Genomic DNA, 19930 nt, shown 5'->3' with positions numbered 1-19930 from the left:
TTTAAAAATTTTAATTATTTTCTTTAGCTAAAGGGGAAATGATGCGGTCGAAACCATTTAAATCTAATTTTCCAATCCATTCGAAATAGGCAACCATGGCATTGGCATCCGCTTCATTCATTTTATAAGCCACCATTTTTCGCCCATTTGGTGCCCAAGGAATTGGCGACATCAAAACCGCTTTGATGTACCCTTCGCCGCGACGCTCCACTACTTTTGTTAACTCGGGAGCATAATAGCCTCCTTCGCCCATAATAGTATGACAACCCATACAATTGTTGGTCTCCCAAATTTCTTTTCCTCTCACTACTTCTTTAGTAATCTTACTGTAGTTTGTTTGATCATTCCTTGGCATGAACGAATAAATAGTCAGTCCTATAAAGATTAAAAAGGTGACTAATGTTCCTCCTAAAAAAAATGCTCTTGCCTGTGATTTTGAAAGCATAAGTATTTGTTTTTGTTTGTTAATAAATTTACTCTAATTTTAATAAAAGACAAAAGTGTCTTTTATTTGTTTGTTGCAAATTAATAACTTTAAAAAAAGCTAAAACATGATATAAATCATCTTTTTATTTTTTTTTAAATTATATCATTAATATTCATTAAAAATGATTTTAAAAAAACACATACGCCTTATAATTAGCACTTTATAAATAAAATTAAATTAAAAAATTAATTAAGGATAAATTTGTCTTTTATTAAAAATAATGATTATTTTTGTATAAATAAATTTTAATCGAAAACAGATCTTATGGAAACTTTAGAGAAAATAACAATCGGAGAATACGTTGCAAAAGATTTTAGAACCGCAGCAATATTTTCAAAATACGGAATAGATTTCTGTTGCAAAGGCAATAGAACAATCGAGGAAGCTTGCGAAAAAAAAGGCGTTGATACGGATCAATTAATGGACCAGATAAATACGGTTTTGGCAACCAAAAATGATAGTGCCATTGATTTCAAAACATGGCCTTTAGACTTATTGGCCGATTACATTGAGAAAACGCATCACCGTTATGTAGAAGAAAAAACGCAAATTTTACTACCTTTTTTAGATAAACTGTGCAAAGTACATGGCGCTAATCATCCTGAATTATTTGAAATCAATGAACTCTTTATTGGTTGTGCAGGCGAATTAGCGCAACACATGAAAAAAGAAGAACTGATGTTGTTTCCTTTTATCAAAAAAATGGCAAAAGCAGCGCTTACCGAGGAACAAATTGCGAAACCACAATTTGGAACCGTAAAAAACCCCATTGCCATGATGATGGAAGAGCATGAAACCGAAGGCGATCGTTTTGTTAAGATAGCAGCATTAACCAATAATTATACGCCACCGGCCGATGGTTGCAGTACGTTCCGCGTGACTTATGCGATGCTAGCTGATTTTGAGCAGGATTTACACAAACACATTCATTTGGAAAACAACATTTTGTTTCCAAGCGCGATGCTTTTAGAAAAAAAATTCTCCGAACAAGAATAAAATACACTCCAATTCTATAATTTAAAATCATCACGTGCTATGGAAAAATATGTTATCAAAAGAAACGGCGAATACAAACCTTTTGAGCCTTTCAAAATTAAAGACGCAATTGAAAAAAGCTTTCAGAGTGTTTCCATAGCATTTGATGAAATTCTTTTCGAAAAAATTATTCAGGATTTACAATCCAAAGAAACCTGGGCCGTTGAGGAAATTCAGGATTTAATCGAGAAAAATCTTTTTGAAAAACAATATTTCGAAGTCATGCGTTCCTTTATGTTGTTTAGACATACTCGCAAATTGCAACGCGAACATGTGAATGGTTTAAACGAAGACACCACTTATGTTGACAGTACGCAAACCATCGAGGAATACATTGAACAAACGGATTGGCGCATTAATGCCAATGCCAATACCTCCTACTCTAATGCAGGATTGGTCAACAATGTTGCCGGAAAAATTATTGCTAATTATTGGCTCGACAAAGTATATACAAAAGAAGAAGGATATGCGCATCGCAATGGCGATATTCATATTCATGATTTGGATTGTTTGACCGGATATTGTGCCGGTTGGAGCCTGCGGGTGCTGCTCAACGATGGTTTTAATGGTGTTCGCGGACGCGTGGAAAGCAAAGCGCCTTCACATTTTAGAGAGGCTTTGGGACAAATGGCAAATTTCCTTGGGATTTTGCAAAGCGAATGGGCCGGAGCGCAAGCCTTCAGTTCGTTTGATACCTATTTGGCGCCTTATGTTTTCAAAGATGATTTATCTTTTGAGGATGTCTTGAAAGCCGTTCGCAGTTTTGTTTACAATTTGAATGTTCCGGCGCGTTGGGGACAATCGCCTTTCACAAATATTACTTTGGACTGGGTTGTTCCCGATGATTTGAAAACCCAAATTCCAACGAAAAACGACTATCATTTTTTCGAAAATAATTTTGATTATGATCTCTTATTGCGAGCCAGGGAAAGAGGTGTTACAAAAGTAACCGAATTGCGTTACGAACATTTTCAAAAGGAAATGAACCTTATCAACAAAGCGTATTACACAGTAATGACCGAAGGCGATGCCAACGGACAACCGTTCACTTTCCCTATTCCAACAGTAAACATTACCGAAGAATTTGATTGGGATGGCGAAAATACCGATTTGCTATTTGAAAATACAGCCAAAATCGGTTCTTCTTATTTCCAGAATTTCATTGGAAGTCAATATGTTTTGGATGAAAATGGCAATAAAACAGAAAACGAAAACGCGTATAAACCGAATGCCGTTCGCAGTATGTGCTGTCGTTTACAACTCGATTTAAGAGAACTGTTAAAACGAGGAAACGGACTTTTTGGAAGTGCAGAAATGACGGGAAGCATTGGTGTCGTGACCATTAATATGGCGCGTTTGGGTTATTTATTCAAAGGAAACAAACAAGAATTATTCAAACAATTAGATCGGTTATTATATATTTCTAAATCTACTTTAGAGAAAAAAAGAGTATTTATCCAAGAAATGTACGATCGTGGGTTGTATCCGTACACCAAACGGTATTTACAACATTTCAGAAATCATTTTTCGACCATTGGTGTAAACGGAATGAACGAAATGATTGCAAATTTTACCGGAAATCAAGATGCTATTACTTCATCGTCAGGAATCGAATTTGCATCAGAAATCTTGGAGCATATTCGGAATCGAATGAAAGAATTCCAGGAAGAAACCGGGAATTTATACAATCTGGAAGCCACACCGGCTGAAGGAACTACCTACCGATTTGCCAAGGAAGACAAAAAACGTTTTCCAAACATTATACAAGCCGGACAAGGAGACAATATTTATTACACAAACAGTTCCCAGATTCCGGTAGATCACACCGAAGACCCTTTTGAAGCGTTGTTTTTGCAAGACGAATTGCAATGTAAATATACTGGAGGAACGGTTTTACACTTGTATATGAGTGAAAAAATCAGTTCGCCAGAAGCCTGCAAACAGTTTGTAAAGAAAGTAATATCTAATTTCAAATTGCCTTACATCACCGTTACGCCAGTGTTTAGTGTGTGTCCGGTTCATGGATATTTAAATGGTGAACACGAATATTGCCCAAAATGCGATGACGCTTTAATTGAAGAAAAAAGTTTAAAGTTGAGTAACTCAGGGCAAACGTTTTAAAATAAATTGAAGTTTAAACCAAATAGAAACATAGTGTTTATTCCTGTAAAAATAAATTTTGACGGTGATAAGAGTTTACAATAGAAAAAAAAGCATTTGCTTTTTTCTATGTCACCTAAATTTCGACTGTTCGGAACCCATTTAAATCAAAAATTAAATTCTATGTTTCTATGTGGTTCAGATATTTAATGCGTTTGACCTGTTGAGAAATCAACTTGAAATTTATAGCATATAACTTTTTTGACTTTATACAATTTTAACTTTAAACCTTTAAAAATATGAAAACAGAAACCAACCCGATTTTAGAACAAAACCAACATTTGAGAACCAAATGTTTAGTGTACACAAGAGTAATGGGCTATCACAGACCCGTAGAAAGTTTCAATATTGGAAAAAAAGGAGAACACAAACAGCGAACTCATTTCAGTGAAGGAAAATGTTAGTAACCCCATTTTCAGCATAACGCCTTTCACTTTATTAGATTATGCGCATAAATCAGCTTGCATTCTTTGGTTTGCAGGCTGTAATATGCGTTGTTTGTATTGCTACAATCCTGAAATTGTGCTTGGAAAAGGAACAATTTCATTTGAAAAAGCGCTCACTTTTCTTCATTCCAGAAAAAATTTGCTGGACGCGGTGGTTTTTAGCGGAGGCGAATGTTTATTGCATAAAAACAGCATTCAACTCATAACCGAAGTTAAAAAAATGGGTTTTTTAGTAAAAATTGATACCAATGGCTCACGACCTGAAGTTTTGCAACAAGTACTTGAAAATCGATTAATCGATTATGTGGCGCTGGATTTTAAAGCCATGCCCGCTCATTTTGAAAAGATAACACAGTCCAATCTTTTTCTGCCTTTTGAAAAATCGCTGCGTTTATTATTAGAAAGTGGGCTTCCGTTTGAAGTTCGCACCACGGTACATTCAGATTTGATAGATACGAATCACATGCAAGCCATGATACGATATTTAGAACAGCAAAACTATCAGGGAAATTATTACATCCAGCATTTTGTAAATGGCGCAACAACGTTAGAAAAATTGGGCTATTCTGTTAGGGAATTGGAAAAGGAAAATCTTTCAAGCGCACGCATTAAAGTACATTTTAGAGGTTGATTTTAAAGTAAAGTTGCTGACAAAAGCGTATCTTTAAAAACAAATAAAATTTTACATGAACCATCATTTTTTGTTAATTATCCATCTTTTAAGTGCCACAGTTTGGGTGGGCGGCCATTTGTTGCTGGTTTTTGGTCATTTACCACAAGCCCTTAAAGAGAAAGACCCGGGCATTATTTTAAATTACGAAAAAAAGTATGAGCCTGTAGGAATGACAGCATTGGTTTTACTGGTCGTTACCGGAATTTTAATGGCGTACAAATATGGCGTTAGCATCGAATATTGGTTTCAGTTTGCCACTCCTGTTGAGAAAGTAGTTTCAACAAAATTACTTTTATTGTTTTTGACGGCAGCCTTCGCCTTGAGCGCACAGTTTAGGGTAATTCCCAAACTTAAAAATAATCCAGACAAATTGCCTGAAATGGCTTTTCACATACTATCCGTAACGACAATTGGTGTATTGATGCTCATTTTTGGCTCTTACATCCGTTTTGGCGGGTTTTAAATTTATACCTTATGATATCAAATAAACCATTAAAAAGAGCTCCGGAATTGCAACCTCTAAGCCACGATCATCATCATGGTTTGCAATTGTGTTGGAAAATACGAACCGGTTTTTCAAAGCAAATTGAACCCAATCGCATCAAAAAATATTCGGACTGGTTTTACAAAACGCATTTAAAACCGCATTTCGAATTGGAAGAAAAATACGTATTTCCCATTTTAGGTGCAGAAAATGACCTTATAAAACGATCTTTAACGGAACATCGTCGTTTGAAACGTTTATTCAAGCAAACTACCAATGTAGAAAAGTCTTTAGTACTCATTGAAGAAGAATTGGAAGCACACATTCGTTTTGAGGAACGCATTTTATTTGTTGAAATTCAAAAAATGGCCACCCAAGACCAATTGGCTAAAATTAAAGAAATTCATACTGAAGAGTCTTTTACAGAAAATAACAATGATCCCTTTTGGATTTAAAAAAATAGCCAACCCAAAGAATAAAGAATATTCAAAAGGAATAGCAAGTATTTCTCTAAATTTGTAAAAAAACAACTATGTTTTCTAAAACCTGTGAATACGGAATTCGGGCCACCATTTTTATAGCATCCGAATCCTATCAAAATAATAGAGTTGGGCTTAGAGATATTGCTAAAAAAATAGATTCTCCCGAGGCTTTTACGGCCAAAATTTTACAGATATTATCCAAGGCTAATATCATCCGTTCTATAAAAGGTGTTGGTGGCGGATTTGAAATCCCAAAAGAAACCATGAGCCAAATAAAACTATCCCAAATTGTAACGTCATTAGATGGAGATCGCGTTTTTACCGGTTGTGGTTTAGGATTAAGTCACTGCACTGAGGATCATCCTTGTCCGGTTCACGATAAATTCAAGGCTATCAGAAATGAATTGGCTTTCATGCTCGAAAACACCAATCTGGAAGAATTAGCAATGGGAATAAAATCAGGCGATACTTTTTTGCGGTATTAACCAAAAGTAATCTCATATTTACAAAACTGTTTTGTGGCAGGAAGCCATTCAAAAACGGGTGGATTAGAGCCCTTTTATGGCTGGTATATGCAAGTAATCTTAAAAAAGCAAAAATGAAATTAAAATTATTACCACTATTACTGACAATATTCTTATCCACAAATGGGATTTCGCAAATTAAATATGGTTCAAATAATGGAAAATATTTGACAATTCGTGGAACTAAACTTTATTATGAAGAATATGGAAAAGGAATTCCTTTACTTTTACTTCACGGAGGTTTAGGAAGTATTGCTGATTTTAAAAAATGTATTCCTAATTTATCAAAAAAATATAAAGTAATTGCTTTTGATGCACCTGGACTTGGGCGTTCAGAGTTCGCTGATAGTACAATGACTTATAAACTTATGGCTCATTATTATTCTGAGGCAATAGATTTATTGAAGTTAGATAGCACTTTTGTAGTTGGTTGGAGCGATGCTGGAAATGTGGCATTACTTCTTGCAAAAATTAGACCTGACAAGATTAAGAAAATTGCTGTTTCTGGTGCAACTTATAAACTTGAAGGAACAACAAAAGAATCATTAGAAGATCTTAATAAATTTTCAGATACAACTTGGGTAATAAAAGAACTAAAACCTTGGATAAAACAATATAAAGAAAAATCTCCAACAGGAAATTGGAAAAAATACATAATTGAGGCAAAAAGAATGTGGTTTGAAGAAATTTACTTCCAAAAATCAGTTTTAGTTGAAATAAATACAGCAACATTACTTGTTTACGGAGACAGGGATATGTACACAACCGAACTTGGATTAGAATTACACCGAGCAATCAAAAAATCACAATTTTGTATTTTACCAAATACTTCTCACGACGTGTTTTGGGAAAAACCTGATTTAATAAATAAAATATTGATAGACTTTTTTAATAAAAGATAGTAATAAACCCGATAGCGCGAATTTGCAATCCGTGCCCACAAACATCAGCCACAACAGCAAATAATTAAAGTTATTATTTCATCATATTTTTTTTAAAAAAAACTTTACGTGCACGGAATTACAATCGTTATTGCTGTCGAAAAGTATTGATTTAAAAAAAGAAATAAAGACAGCGCCTAAAAACGATTTTAAGCAAGTGGGTTTTAAGGCTAAACCGAAACTTCTTTTTGTATATTTGGCTTGGTTAAAAACTTAAACCATAGTACTGAAAATCTCCACCGAATAGAAACAAGACCTTTTTATGAAAAATGAAAAATTTACTTTTATTAAATCTGACAAAAAATTAATAAAAATATATTTTGACGAAATTACTATAATTAAAGGTTTAGGAAATTATGTAGAAATTCTAACAAGCGAAAACAAAAAATACACTTATTACAAATCGTTAAAAGATTTGATTGAAAACTTACCAGATGAATTTATGAGAGTTCATAATTCTTATATTGTAAATTTAACAAACATTGATATTTTAGAAGATAATCACATCATCCTGAAAAACGTAAAAATTGCTGTCGGAAAAAGTTACAAAGAATGTTTAAATTCCTCCCTAAATAAATTTATGTTGTAACAAGAAAATAAGAAATAGTAACAACCAAACAAGAAATCAATACGTTTGAATAAAAAAATTTTCTAAAAGATTTATTACGTTTTAGTTTGTTCAAAAATGAAAATGAAAAGAACATTTTTTAAACTAATTACAATCTTAATTATGACAACTCAAAATTCAAAAGCACAAGAAATAAGTGAAAAATATCCATTAAAAAAAGACGTTTCAACAATCGACGGAATCATTAAAGCGTTTTATGAGGTAGTTTCTGGAGAAGCAGGAGAAAAAAGACAGTGGGAAAGAGATTTGTCAATTCATAACCCCAATGCAATTTATTCCTATTTGGATACTATAAATGGAAATTTACAACAAGTAACAATGTCGTTGAAAGATTTTCACAAAGAGACCGATGCAATGGTAATGAAAACAGCCTTTTATGAAAGTGAAATTAACAGAGAAGTGAGAATATTTGGAAATATTGCGCAAGTTTGGAGCACTTATGAAACAAGATTAATAAAAAATGGATCGGTAGCAAGAAGAGGAATAAATAGTATTCAGCTTTTCTTTGACAAAGAAAAATGGAGTATCGTCTCACTGTTATTTGAAAGAGAAAGAGCAGAAAAAATACCAAAAACTTTTGAACCAAATTAATAAAGTTTGCTAAAAAAAACATCGTCCAACAAAAGTTTTGCATTGTGGGTTTTCGCTTAATTTAATATTGGTCTTAGACAAAAATACCCGATAGCGCGGATTTGCAATCCGTGCCCTAAAAAATAAGCCACAACAACAAATAATTAAAGTTATTATTTTTTTATACTTTCAAAATAAAAAAGCTCTTTACTGGCAAATCAAAAACCAGCTCCGCAAAGTTTCCCTATAAATAATTTTCTCATTAAGGCTGCGCAAATATCTCTGACTTTGCGCAATTTCCTGAACCCACACTATCAAAATTACGCTTATAAAATTTCTATTTTTTAAAACCAAAACCTAACATTTATCATATTTTCTGATTTTTTTAGCATGTAGCTTTGGTAAAAAAAGTAATCATGCAATTCTGGAAAAAAATCACCCCAACAGAAAGGCAAATTCGCATTCAAAAAGCATTAGGCGAGAATGTGAATTTCTCTCATGATGCCTCTTTGGGGTATCCTGCATCCAAGTTAGATGGAAAAGTATTCAATGAAGAAGCTCAATTTCTAAAAGATGCGCCCATTTTACAAACCTATGTTGCCAATCCCAATCATATTGGCTGCCATACTTTTGGCACTTCTGAAAAAGCTTTTAGAGGAACACAGGAAATAGAACGGGAGGTTTTGAATGTGCTTGCCGTTGATGTTTTTAAAGCTGAACCCAATTCCTTTGACGGTTATATTGCTCCTGGTGGCACCGAAGCGAATATTCAGGCCATTTGGATGTATCGCAACTATTTCATGAACAAACTGAATTCCAGTCTGTCCGAAATTGCTATAATAGCTTCAGAAGATACCCACTATTCCATTCCGAAAGCGGCCAATGTATTGATGCTGGATTGGTTAAAAATTCCTGTTGATTTTGAAACCCGCACCATTGACATATTCGCGCTAGAAAACAGCATTGTCAATGCTAAAAAACGAGGGAAAAAATATTTTATCGTAGTTGCTAATATGGGAACTACAATGTTTGGCGCGATCGATAACCCGAATGATTATATTGAAATTCTCGAAAAACACGACTTAAAATACAAATTACACATTGATGCCGCTTATGGTGGTTTTGTATATCCGTTTAGCAACAAAGCCTCCGAAATCAATTTTGAAAACCCAAAAATCAGTTCCATCACCATTGATGCGCACAAAATGCTTCAGGCTCCTTATGGAACAGGAGTTTTTATTTGCCGAAAAGGATTAATCGAAAATGTTTTGACAAAAGAAGCTGAATATGTCGAAGGAATGGATTTGACGCTCTGCGGAAGTCGTTCCGGTGCAAATGCCGTAGCGGTTTGGATGATATTATTTACGTACGGCCCTTTTGGATGGTGTGAAAAAATTCGCATTTTACAAATGAGAACAGAGTGGTTGTGTGAACAGTTGGATGCATTACACGTGAACTATTTCAGAGAACCTTTTATGAATATTGCAACCATTCAAGCCGAATATATTACACCAGAACTGGTAAAAAAATTCGATTTGGTTCCCCAAAAACACGACGGAAATAATCAATGGTACAAAATTGTTATTATGGATCATGTCGAAATCGACCATTTGATGGCTTTTATAACAGACTTAAAAACTGCACTTCAACAGAAAAACGAAATTGTTCTAGTGTAATGAACTATAAAATCTACTTCCTAAATTTGAAGTGGAAATTCATGACAAATGATGTTTTTTTTTTAAAACTTAACTAATGAAAAATCTTAAAAAGCGCATATTGGAATTGAAAAAAGAGAAAAATGCGGTTATTTTAGCCCATTACTATCAAGAAGCCGATATTCAGGATATTGCGGATTATGTGGGTGACAGCTTGGGATTATCACAAGAAGCCATGAAAGTGGATGCCGATATTATCCTTTTTGCCGGCGTACATTTTATGGCCGAAACTGCCAAAATATTAAACCCGACAAAGAAAGTAATTCTGCCCGATTTGAAAGCAGGTTGCTCATTGGCAGAATCGTGTCCACCGGATTTATTTAAAAAATTCATTGATGAACATCCCGATCATATTGTCATCACTTACGTGAATTGTTCTGCCGAAATTAAAGCGTTGAGTGATATTGTATGTACCTCATCAAATGCTTTAAAAATAGTGGAATCCATTCCCAAAGAAACGCCCATTATTTTTGCCCCGGATAAGAATTTAGGAAAATACATCATCAGCAAAACAGGAAGAGACATGCTGCTATGGGACGGTTCCTGTGTGGTACATGAAGCTTTTTCGCTAGATAAATTAATCGAAGTCCATAAACAATATCCTGCTGCGACGATAATTGCACATCCAGAATCGGAAACACATATTCTGCAAACAGCAAGCTATATTGGTTCAACAGCCGGGATGATTAACTATGTAAAAACAAATCCGAACAATCAATTTATTGTGGCTACCGAAGCGGGAATTTTACACAAAATGCAACAGGAAGTACCACATAAAATTTTGATTCCGGCTCCTTCAAAAGAAGATAATACGTGCGCTTGCAGCGAATGCGGCTACATGAAAATGAATACATTACAAAAAGTATATGATTGCTTGCTTAATGAAAGTCCGGAAATTAATATCCCTGAAAATATTAGAAAAAAAGCCTTGGTTCCCATTGAACGAATGCTTGAATTATCAAAATAATGATTGCAACAAACTACTTAATCATTGGTTCTGGCGTGGCAGGATTGACTTTTGCCATAAAAATTGCAGAACGATTTCCTGATAGAAAAATCACGATAATTACCAAATCGAACGAAGATGAATCCAATACAAAATATGCTCAAGGCGGGATTGCCATAGTCACTGACGAAACCGAGGATTCTTATCAAAAACACATTGACGACACCCTCATTTGCGGAGATGGTTTATGTGATGTTGATGTCGTTAAAATGGTCGTTACCGAAGGCCCGAAACGATTGAAGGAACTCATAGCGTGGGGTGCCAAATTTGATAAAACGGCAAAAGGAAGTTTTGATTTAGGCAAAGAAGGCGGCCATTCACGCAACAGAGTATTACATCATAAAGACCAAACGGGTTATGAAATTGAGCGTGCCATTTTAGAGCAAGTGCATCAAAAAGAAAACATAACCGTTCTGAACCATTATTTTGCACTTGATTTGATAACCCAAAATAATTGTTGTTTTGGCGCTTATGCATTGCATGAAAAAACAAAAGAAGTTATCACATTCCAATCTGATTTTACAGTGCTGGCCACAGGTGGAATAGGCCATCTTTACGGTCATACGACCAATCCGGTTATAGCTACCGGAGATGGTATCGCCATGGCTTTTCGTGCAAATGCTGCCATCAAAGACATGGAGTTTATTCAATTTCATCCTACCGCTTTATATGATGCTTCAGCAGGGTCTAAATTTTTAATTTCGGAAGCAGTTCGCGGTTTTGGAGCGTATTTGCGTACTCAAAAAGGACTTCGGTTTATGCTGAATTATGATGAAAGAGGAGAATTAGCGTCCAGAGATATCGTTTCGCAAAGCATTGATTTGGAACTAAAAAAATCAGGAGATGATTGCGTTTATTTAGATTGTAGCCATCTGGACTTAGACGCTTTTATCAAGCACTTTCCCATGATTTATGAGCGTTGCAAAAGCATTGGGATTGATATAGCAAAAGACTGGATTCCCGTTGTTCCCGCACAGCATTATTTGTGTGGCGGAATTACAGTCGATAAAAACGGGAAAACATCAATAGAAAATTTATTTGCCTGTGGCGAATGTTCCCGAACCGGCTTGCATGGTGCCAATAGATTAGCCTCCAATTCCTTATTGGAAGCGCTCGTATATTCCGACAAAATTTATGCTTATTTGTCCCATGTTTCTATTGAAAATAGTCCATTTAATGGGATCATTTCAAATTGGAAATCCGCTGAAAAACCTGAAATTAATTCGGATTATTTGGCTAAAAGGAAGGCCCAATTACAGCTTTTGATGCGTCAGAATGCAGGAATTGTGCGAAATGAATTGGATTTACCGAAAGCGAAAGAACAGCTTTTACATTGGAAAAATGAAATGGAAGAAATTAGTAAAACCCATCAAATTAGTGTCGCGCTGTACGAATTACTAAACATGATTACAATTGGGGATTTAATTGTGCAGCACTCCATTGAACGGAAGGATAACCGTGGTGGTTTTATGAAAGTTTACGGTTTATAGAATATCACAGCAAACCCCTTCGAAAAATACCAGAATTTATCCATTATGACCGCTAAAGCAAAATTTAGAGAGCGCAAGCCAAGTATAGCAAAAAGATTTGAAGTATAAATGGTCTTGCACAATGGCCAATATTGCAGGAATGCTATCTGCCGAAAAAATCAAATCGGTAATTTCAATCAAGATCAAAACTAAAAATAAATGCGTTGCAAAAGGTTTCTCTTCACAGCAATATTACATCTTGACACTTTTAAAATATTTTCTTTGAATCCATTTTTCAATACTAATGATTATTAGAATTGAAAAAGCTACCATGGCTGACACACCCCAAGCCTCCGCTTTTAATGGAGATGAATGAAACCACCGATTCATAAATGGAAAATAAACAAAAGCAACCTGAACAAGTAGTACTGTTGCAATTCCAATATAAATAAATGGATTGGAGAAAAGCCCGATTTTATTGACTGAAAAATTAAGAGAGCGACAATCAATAAGATAAAACACCTGGAATAAAACCATCGCTGTTACAGCCATTGTTTGAGCTTCCGAAATGGCAAGTGAATGTGCCATGCCCCTAGACAGTTCTTTATTATATTCCCAAAGAAATAATCCAATTGTTCCACCTGCCATTACCAGAGAAACTAATATCATCCTGAAAATTATCAAGGAACTTAATAAAGGTTTATTGGGCTTACGTGGAGGACGATTCATTACATCGGGTTCCATTGCTTCAAGCGCAAGCGGCAATGACAAGGCAACGGCAGTTATAAGATTGATCCATAATACCTGAACAGGTTGTATTGGGATGAGTAGAATTCCCTCTTTTGAGGGAAAAAATAAAACGGCAATAAAAATAACCAATCCCAATCCTATACTTGTAGGCAGAAGAAATACAATCGATTTCAGCAGGTTATCAAATACTCTGCGTCCTTCTTCAACAGCAGCCTTTATACTTTCAAAATTATCATCGGTCAGGATCATGTCTGCCGCCTCTTTGGCAACAGCCGTACCACTGATACCCATAGCTACACCAATATCTGCACGTTTAAGTGCTGGGGCATCATTTACACCATCTCCTGTCATGGCTACCACTTCCTCGTTGGCCTGAAGGGCTTTTACCAGATTTAATTTATCTTCGGGGGATACCCTTGCGAAAATATTGGTGTTTTTTACTATTTCTTGAATCTCTAGGGCATTCAAATTCTGAAGCTCCTTTCCGGTGATAACGCAATCTGCATTTATAAATCCAAGTTCCCTGCCTATTGCTGCGGCTGTTGCAGGATGGTCTCCTGTAATCATTTTCACCGTAATACCTGCATTATGACACGCATCGATCGCTTCTTTTGCTTCCATTCTTGGAGGGTCACTTATGGCCTGTATTCCTAAAAAAGTAAAATCGTCAAGATCCTCTTCCGTAATGAGTGATGAATGTTCGCGATCTAACTTTCTAAAAGCAAAAGCCAATACTCTCATTCCTGTTCCTGCTAACTGTAAAGCCTCCGCTCGTACCAGTTCTGTATCAAAGACGGCGGATGAATTTTCACTATTTAATAAAAGTGGAATAACTGATTCAGGGGCGCCTTTAAGGTAAATTATTTTTTCTCCTAAAGGGGATAGATGTAGCGTCGCCATTATTTTTTTTTCGGAATCAAAGGGTAATTCATCCAGCCTCGGCCATTTGCTTCTTAATTCGTCTTCGTTTATTCCAAATTTTCCGGCTACTGCTATGAGGGCAACCTCTGTAGGATCTCCTACTGCTTTCCAATGGCCCTCTTTATTGTGGAGTGTTGCGTCATTGCATAATGCAGCAGCCCGTATAAGTTCTCCAATTTCCTCATCTGTTCCTTCTTCATCGGAATCATTTTTTAAAATTTCACCATCAGCATTGACGCCTACTCCTGTAACATCGAATTTTTGCTTTCCATTCCACAGTACCTGAACGGTCATTTCGTTAAGGGTAAGCGTTCCCGTTTTGTCTGAGCAGATTACAGTGGTGCTGCCCAAGGTTTCTACAGCGGATAAATGCCGGATAATAGCTTGTCTTTTTGCCATTCGCATAATACCGATAGCTGATGCGATAGTAATTACGGCAGGCAGTCCTTCCGGGATAGCTGCTACCGCAAGAGTAATGGCAAAAAATATTGCATCAATGAGTGTATAATTACGAAATATTCCAATTAGAAAAACTAAGACACCAACAAATATGATGGAATACGTAATTCCGCGCGCAATTTTTTCAAGAGATTTTGTCAGTGGAGATTTGACTGACGTGGTGGTTTGAAGAAGTACGGAAATTCTACCGATTTCAGTTTCTATACCTGTTAAAACAGCTACGCCCTCCGCAGTACCAGAAGTAATCATTGTACCGCTAAAAACCATATTCTTACGATCAGCAACGCCTGCATATAAGTCAATACTATCCGAGTGTTTTTCTACCGGGAAGGATTCTCCGGTAAGGATAGATTCATTACACTGCATGTTTTTTACGAATGTAAGCCGTATATCTGCTGATACCTTGTCTCCAGCCTGAAGCAATACATAATCCCCTGGTACAAGGTCAGCAGCCTGGATATTCTTTTGCTTTCCGTCTCTCATTACCGTAACATTCTCCGGTATCAATTGAAGAAGCCCCTGAATGGTTTTACCTGCTTGGTATTCTTGAACAAACCCGATAGTAGCATTAATAATTACAACACAAAATACCACTACTCCATCAGTGATTTTACCCATAGCTATAGCAAGGATGGTAGCAGCAAGGAGAACATATATAAGTGGGTTAAGAAATTGCCTCAGCAAAATTTTAAAGGCACTTTCTCTATTTTGCCTGTGCAGTATATTGGGTCCTACTATTTTCAGACGTTTCTCGGCTTCTGTCGTATTAAGACCTTGCGAGGAAGCATTGAAGTTCTCTAATACATCATTATAAGAAACTGAATGCCATTTTTTATTTTGTAGTAAGTGATCCATAAAAACTTCAATTTATAGTTGTTATCTTTTTTTTAATACAATTAAATAATTAAAATACAGAGCGTTACTGGATTTGTTTAGGGTTTGTTTTGTGATTTCTTACAATATTTTAACAAAAAATAAGCAAGACCCAGTGCAGCAATCATCAAAGCTAAACTCATAATAATATTGCTATTTGCTTGCTGTATATCTAGTGTAATTATTTTAGTTGAAATAGCAATTATTAAGATTTCTATAATTTGAATAGTAGGAACTTTATTGGACGAAATAATTAATAGCAATGCTTTTATAAGTTCATATCTTACCGCAATAATCGATATCAAATTAAATACTTCGAATAAAGTGGAAATATTAATCAATAGATAAGGAGGAGCGGTGATTTTTTTAAATTCTTAATAGATTAGATGTACTGTTCCTAGTATTAAAGTCATAATGCTACTTAAAACACGAATTATATTTTTATTAGTGGCTATAATTATTCTTAAAAATTTATCATCGCTCTTCATAGTATTTATTTTAACAGATTGAAGTTGGAGATTAATTATTTCAATTTTTAAGCGAGGGCTTGATAAATCGACAAAAAGCCCTCCGAAAATTGATCTTAAGTTTTTGATATTTTATGTTTGTCCTCTGTCTCAATTTTATCAGGGCTGTCTTTTACACTATTATGGTCCTGTTATTACAAGTAAATTTAGTTATAAAAAAGTGTCTCTTTAGCAATATAATTGTTTTTTTTTATTTATTTTAATTGATTGTTAGCAAAAAACAGAAAAAAAGTAGCTTGTTGTTTATCAGAGTATTAATCTTAATTTATCATTGTTTTTTGTTCAATAATTACAATAATTTTGTAGGATCTCTGTTTTTTTTGCGTACGTCTTACTTTGCCACTTTCCACATTTTAATTGTCAGCTTAAGTTTGGCGGTTTAGTTTTTTCAACCTTCTATTTCCCACTTTCCAAATTTCGTTTTTTTGCGTCATTGCTTGCTGATGAACCTGATTTGCCGAAAGGGAAAATGCCTACCTATTTTTCAATCGGAAGTACTTGTTCATTGTTTTTAATGAAACTATAAATCATCGACCGCTCTTAGAAAAAATGCCGATTGCTTTTTTTAATATTTCGCACTCTAACTCTGCATCTTTAAGTCTTTTATCCAGTTCACGGATTTTTTCTTGTTTGAGACTTGATTTTATATTTCCTTTTCCAGGAAAACTTCCTTCTCCAAATTCCTCGAACTCTTGACGCCATTTATACAACTATGGCGCTGTTATTCCTGACTCTCTGGCGAGTTCTGATATGTTTATTCTCATATAAATCAAATGGACAGCTTTTTCTTTGATAGCTTTATCATCAATTTTGCGCACTTGTTTCATAAGTTATAATTAAGAATATTTCCTAACTATCTGTGATTGATAAGTTAGCATATACACTACTATGTTGCTGAATTTTCAACCTTTTACAAATGGAAAAAATGAAACTAATAGCCGGAATCCTCGATTTTACAAATAACAGTTATTTCACCAGCAGAGCAACCGATTATCCACGGCCAGAATGATACTTTCTGCTGGAAGAACTTTTTATACTACCCTTGAGTTTGTTTTTTAACCTATTTTAAGGCTGATTTTTTATTTTTTTTTACAAATTAGGCAAGTAGCGTTCCGATAACAATGCGATTTTTAATACTTTTTAATACACTAAATAGCAGAGTATGCAGATACATGGTTTTTTTAAACAATTGATACAATTGAGTAAACTGGTAAATTTATTAAATGTTATGGAACTCGTTTAATAAGCTATTCTAAAGCTTAAATTTGGAGTGCGTCGAAGTGAAAAAGTTTTTACATCTTCAATAGAATTGGTAACCGTATTTATTCTATAATATTCATTGATTTCATTTTTTCGATTCAATACATTCAATAGAGAGAACCCCAATTTATATTGAATTTGATTTAAGCTTTCCCATTTGTATGTTGTCGAAAAATTAACTTGAAAAAAGTCATCTAGTATTTTATTGTTTGGAGTATTGTAATCAATCTTTGGATTGGAGAAATTACTATAATTTATTGTCGAACTTACAGGAGTGGTCTCTGGTTTTCCAGAATACCACTTTGATCCCAATGCTATTTTTAGATTTTTTCTTTCATAGATACCAGCCCAAGAGATGATATGGTCTAATTTAAAATTATTTGGAAATACAGGTTGTTCTAAATTTGGAAAGTAATAATTATTAGTATTGTAAGTATAACTAAACCAGGTAATAAAATGATTTATCTTTTTTTGAACCAGCATTTCCATTCCTAAAACTTCATAATCGCCATTGGTTTTTACAAACTCTAATTGGTTTTGAAATTCTTGACTCGAGCTATTAATTCCAGTTACTTTTTTATAAAAATTATCTACCGTAAATAACCAATTATTTTTGTTGTAAAATAAACTAATTGATGCTTGTTTACTTCTTTGAATAGGGATCGTAGTATTGTTTGCCAATATCCATCTTCTTTTTTCAATACCAAAATAATCGTTTTGCAAATCAATAACCTGATAAGAATTTTGACTTTTAAATTCTCCTAATACTTCTAAATTAAAATATTTTGTAATTGCATAATTAAACTGTAATCGTGGTTCTAAAAGGTTTTTTTTGAATTGTTCGATGTAGTTTAATCGCAATCCTGCATTAAAATATATTTTGGATAAAGTATCATTATATTTTGCTTCAACTACAAGCGCATGAATTCGTAATACTTCCTTAATTCTTCTATAAAATATAGGGCTGTTTACTTCATCTGAATTTATGGTGCCAATTTCGTTGAATTGATATCCATTTTTAAGAGTAAATTTCGAATTGATTGCATGGCTATTTTCAAGCTTAAAGCCATTGTCTAATACTTCATTTTTTTGTTTTATAATTTGATTATCTTGTATTTTGTTTTTTTCGGCATTAAGTACATAGGACGATGTATAAGCATTTAAATGAGTGCTATTTTTAGTATTCCAGTTTCGTACCCATGAAAGATTACCTCCGTAATTTTTTTGGTATAAAATATTATTTTCAGACTGAATCTGAGAACTGGCGTTGGTTGTTTGAAAAATTTTAAGTTGATCGTTAATTGTAATAAAATCTAAAATAAAATGGTTTTTTTCTCCGATTTGTTGAGAATATTTAGCCGTAATATCGTAAAAATTAAATTTTTCATCACCTAAATAATCTATATTTTGGTTATTGGAAAAATTAGTAATACTTGTATTTTGAAAGGCTTTATTATAATATTCTTTGTAGGTAGGTGTTTTTACTAAATCGGTAATGGATTTTCTTCCTGAAATTTCTATAAAACTTTTTTTGGAGATTTTGAACTTTGAATACACATCGGCATCTATCATGTTTATTCCTGCACTAAAACTGTTTTTTTTAAATTTATTGGAGTTTGAGGAAATATCCACAAAGCTTGAAACGCCTTCTCCAAAAAAAGCAGAAGTTCCATTTTTAGTTATAGAAATGGTATGGGCTAAATTAGGATTGAACGCCGAAATTAATCCAAAAAAATGTCCCGTTTGATACATTTTTATTCCATTCCATAAAAACAAATTTTGATCATGCGTGCCTCCCCTGACATTAATACTAGAAATACTTTCATCAGCACTATAAATACCGGGAATTTGCAACATGGTTTGTAAAACATCAGGTTCAATCAAGCCAGGTAATATTCCCAGTTTTTTTGGTTTAATTTCAAATGTTCCATTAATTTTTTTTGAGATTCCAGATGTTAAAAGTTGATTCGCAATTATATTATTTAATTCAGAAACTTCCACTTCAATGTAAATTTTTAAACAATTTTTATTTTGTAAATCAGAGACAGAAATTTTTTCAGTAGTATACCCAATGTTACTAATTAATAAATCAGTTGACTTTTCTTTTTTTAGTTCAAAATATCCTTTTTTATTGGTTGAAGTACTGAAACCATCTTCAAACTTAATATTCACATTTTCCAGTGGAGAATTATCTTCTTTAGAAAATACATATCCACAAATATTCTTTGAGTCTACCGTATTATTGCTATGAATAGTAATGAATTTATTATCGATATTTTCAAAGAAGAGATTCGTTTTTTTTTCAAGATAACTGATTTTCTTGTTCAAAGACAACGATTTTTTTGGAGGTACAATTTTAAGAGTAACTATTTCATTGTCAATATAATTAAAATAAATAAGATGTTGTTTTTCAATAGATTGCAGGATATCTTTTAATGCAATTGCTTTACTTCTGTTTTGAGCTGTCATACTCAAGACAAAAACAAGGCAAAAGAATAAAACAGAAGTGTATTTCATTTA

General features: G+C 34.0%; 18 protein-coding genes. 13 read left to right on the top strand and 5 right to left on the bottom strand.

The window, feature by feature from the left end; genetic code table 11:
- Positions 1 to 10: 10 nt before the first annotated feature.
- Complete coding sequence (locus BMZ76_RS07855; RefSeq protein ID WP_091204657.1) at positions 11 to 445, bottom strand: c-type cytochrome; 435 nt, start codon at positions 443 to 445, stop codon at positions 11 to 13.
- Positions 446 to 751: 306 nt separating this feature from the next.
- Here BMZ76_RS07855 and ric point away from each other — a divergent pair, with 306 nt between their 5' ends.
- The 13 genes from ric (at position 752) to nadB (ending at position 12641) form a co-directional block, all read left to right on the top strand.
- Entirely contained in the window at positions 752 to 1483 is a 732-nt protein-coding gene (ric, locus tag BMZ76_RS07850) for an iron-sulfur cluster repair di-iron protein (protein WP_091204656.1), read from the top strand.
- 39 nt (positions 1484 to 1522) lie between these two features.
- The gene (locus BMZ76_RS07845; RefSeq protein ID WP_091204655.1) at positions 1523 to 3643 is read left to right on the top strand and encodes a ribonucleoside triphosphate reductase; all 2121 of its coding nucleotides are present in this window, start codon (positions 1523 to 1525) and stop codon (positions 3641 to 3643) included.
- A 278-nt stretch (positions 3644 to 3921) separates the two neighbouring features.
- Positions 3922 to 4086, top strand: coding sequence for an anaerobic ribonucleoside-triphosphate reductase (gene nrdD / locus BMZ76_RS15715; protein ID WP_131477748.1), 165 nt, complete (start codon positions 3922 to 3924; stop codon positions 4084 to 4086).
- Entirely contained in the window at positions 4070 to 4759 is a 690-nt protein-coding gene (locus tag BMZ76_RS07840; RefSeq protein ID WP_091204654.1) for an anaerobic ribonucleoside-triphosphate reductase activating protein, read from the top strand. Before nrdD ends, BMZ76_RS07840 begins: the two co-directional genes overlap by 17 nt.
- 55 nt (positions 4760 to 4814) lie before the next feature.
- On the top strand, positions 4815 to 5264 hold the full coding sequence (locus tag BMZ76_RS07835; protein WP_091204653.1) for a CopD family protein: 450 nt from the start codon (positions 4815 to 4817) through the stop codon (positions 5262 to 5264).
- 11 nt (positions 5265 to 5275) lie between these two features.
- Positions 5276 to 5740, top strand: a complete 465-nt coding sequence (locus tag BMZ76_RS07830; RefSeq protein WP_091204652.1) for a hemerythrin domain-containing protein — start codon at positions 5276 to 5278, stop codon at positions 5738 to 5740.
- Between the two features lie 77 nt (positions 5741 to 5817).
- Positions 5818 to 6252, top strand: coding sequence for an RrF2 family transcriptional regulator (locus BMZ76_RS07825; protein WP_091204651.1), 435 nt, complete (start codon positions 5818 to 5820; stop codon positions 6250 to 6252).
- A gap of 113 nt (positions 6253 to 6365) precedes the next feature.
- Positions 6366 to 7193, top strand: a complete 828-nt coding sequence (locus tag BMZ76_RS07820; RefSeq protein ID WP_091204650.1) for an alpha/beta fold hydrolase — start codon at positions 6366 to 6368, stop codon at positions 7191 to 7193.
- Between the two features lie 301 nt (positions 7194 to 7494).
- The gene (locus tag BMZ76_RS07815) at positions 7495 to 7821 is read left to right on the top strand and encodes a LytR/AlgR family response regulator transcription factor (protein ID WP_091204648.1); all 327 of its coding nucleotides are present in this window, start codon (positions 7495 to 7497) and stop codon (positions 7819 to 7821) included.
- Between the two features lie 102 nt (positions 7822 to 7923).
- The gene (locus BMZ76_RS07810; protein ID WP_244281766.1) at positions 7924 to 8451 is read left to right on the top strand and encodes a hypothetical protein; all 528 of its coding nucleotides are present in this window, start codon (positions 7924 to 7926) and stop codon (positions 8449 to 8451) included.
- Between the two features lie 395 nt (positions 8452 to 8846).
- Entirely contained in the window at positions 8847 to 10106 is a 1260-nt protein-coding gene (locus BMZ76_RS07805) for a pyridoxal phosphate-dependent decarboxylase family protein (RefSeq protein WP_091204647.1), read from the top strand.
- Positions 10107 to 10182: 76 nt separating this feature from the next.
- Complete coding sequence (gene nadA / locus BMZ76_RS07800; protein ID WP_091204646.1) at positions 10183 to 11112, top strand: quinolinate synthase NadA; 930 nt, start codon at positions 10183 to 10185, stop codon at positions 11110 to 11112.
- A complete protein-coding gene (gene nadB / locus BMZ76_RS07795) occupies positions 11112 to 12641 on the top strand; it encodes an L-aspartate oxidase (RefSeq protein WP_167547435.1) in 1530 nt (509 codons plus the stop codon). The genes nadA and nadB overlap by 1 nt, the downstream gene beginning before the upstream one ends.
- A gap of 36 nt (positions 12642 to 12677) precedes the next feature.
- Here the strand turns inward: nadB and BMZ76_RS07790 are convergent, their stop codons facing one another.
- The 4 genes from BMZ76_RS07790 to BMZ76_RS07770 form a co-directional block, all read right to left on the bottom strand.
- On the bottom strand, positions 12678 to 12803 hold the full coding sequence (locus tag BMZ76_RS07790; RefSeq protein WP_396230400.1) for a hypothetical protein: 126 nt from the start codon (positions 12801 to 12803) through the stop codon (positions 12678 to 12680).
- 69 nt (positions 12804 to 12872) lie between these two features.
- Entirely contained in the window at positions 12873 to 15605 is a 2733-nt protein-coding gene (locus BMZ76_RS07785; RefSeq protein ID WP_091204645.1) for a cation-translocating P-type ATPase, read from the bottom strand.
- 77 nt (positions 15606 to 15682) lie between these two features.
- On the bottom strand, positions 15683 to 15985 hold the full coding sequence (locus BMZ76_RS16445; protein ID WP_396230399.1) for a phosphate-starvation-inducible PsiE family protein: 303 nt from the start codon (positions 15983 to 15985) through the stop codon (positions 15683 to 15685).
- Positions 15986 to 17389: 1404 nt separating this feature from the next.
- Positions 17390 to 19927 (bottom strand): TonB-dependent receptor, encoded by a 2538-nt coding sequence (locus BMZ76_RS07770; protein WP_091204642.1) that lies wholly within the window; start codon positions 19925 to 19927, stop codon positions 17390 to 17392.
- Positions 19928 to 19930 lie beyond the last annotated feature (3 nt).

This window comes from Flavobacterium xueshanense (assembly GCF_900112975.1).
Lineage (GTDB): Bacteria > Bacteroidota > Bacteroidia > Flavobacteriales > Flavobacteriaceae > Flavobacterium > Flavobacterium xueshanense.
This window is presented reverse-complemented; position numbering and strand designations above follow the sequence as displayed.

Excerpts from the sequence above, each read along its gene's own strand:
- nrdD (WP_131477748.1), top strand. The coding sequence starts at position 3,922 with ATGAAAACAGAAACCAACCCGATTTTAGAACAAAACCAACATTTGAGA.
- BMZ76_RS07855 (WP_091204657.1), bottom strand. The coding sequence starts at position 445 with ATGCTTTCAAAATCACAGGCAAGAGCATTTTTTTTAGGAGGAACATTA.
- BMZ76_RS07820 (WP_091204650.1), top strand. The coding sequence starts at position 6,366 with ATGAAATTAAAATTATTACCACTATTACTGACAATATTCTTATCCACA.
- BMZ76_RS07825 (WP_091204651.1), top strand. The coding sequence starts at position 5,818 with ATGTTTTCTAAAACCTGTGAATACGGAATTCGGGCCACCATTTTTATA.
- BMZ76_RS07770 (WP_091204642.1), bottom strand. The coding sequence starts at position 19,927 with ATGAAATACACTTCTGTTTTATTCTTTTGCCTTGTTTTTGTCTTGAGT.
- BMZ76_RS07805 (WP_091204647.1), top strand. The coding sequence starts at position 8,847 with ATGCAATTCTGGAAAAAAATCACCCCAACAGAAAGGCAAATTCGCATT.
- BMZ76_RS07835 (WP_091204653.1), top strand. The coding sequence starts at position 4,815 with ATGAACCATCATTTTTTGTTAATTATCCATCTTTTAAGTGCCACAGTT.
- BMZ76_RS07830 (WP_091204652.1), top strand. The coding sequence starts at position 5,276 with ATGATATCAAATAAACCATTAAAAAGAGCTCCGGAATTGCAACCTCTA.
- BMZ76_RS07845 (WP_091204655.1), top strand. The coding sequence starts at position 1,523 with ATGGAAAAATATGTTATCAAAAGAAACGGCGAATACAAACCTTTTGAG.
- BMZ76_RS07815 (WP_091204648.1), top strand. The coding sequence starts at position 7,495 with ATGAAAAATGAAAAATTTACTTTTATTAAATCTGACAAAAAATTAATA.
- nadA (WP_091204646.1), top strand. The coding sequence starts at position 10,183 with ATGAAAAATCTTAAAAAGCGCATATTGGAATTGAAAAAAGAGAAAAAT.
- ric (WP_091204656.1), top strand. The coding sequence starts at position 752 with ATGGAAACTTTAGAGAAAATAACAATCGGAGAATACGTTGCAAAAGAT.
- BMZ76_RS07810 (WP_244281766.1), top strand. The coding sequence starts at position 7,924 with ATGAAAAGAACATTTTTTAAACTAATTACAATCTTAATTATGACAACT.
- nadB (WP_167547435.1), top strand. The coding sequence starts at position 11,112 with ATGATTGCAACAAACTACTTAATCATTGGTTCTGGCGTGGCAGGATTG.
- BMZ76_RS07785 (WP_091204645.1), bottom strand. The coding sequence starts at position 15,605 with ATGGATCACTTACTACAAAATAAAAAATGGCATTCAGTTTCTTATAAT.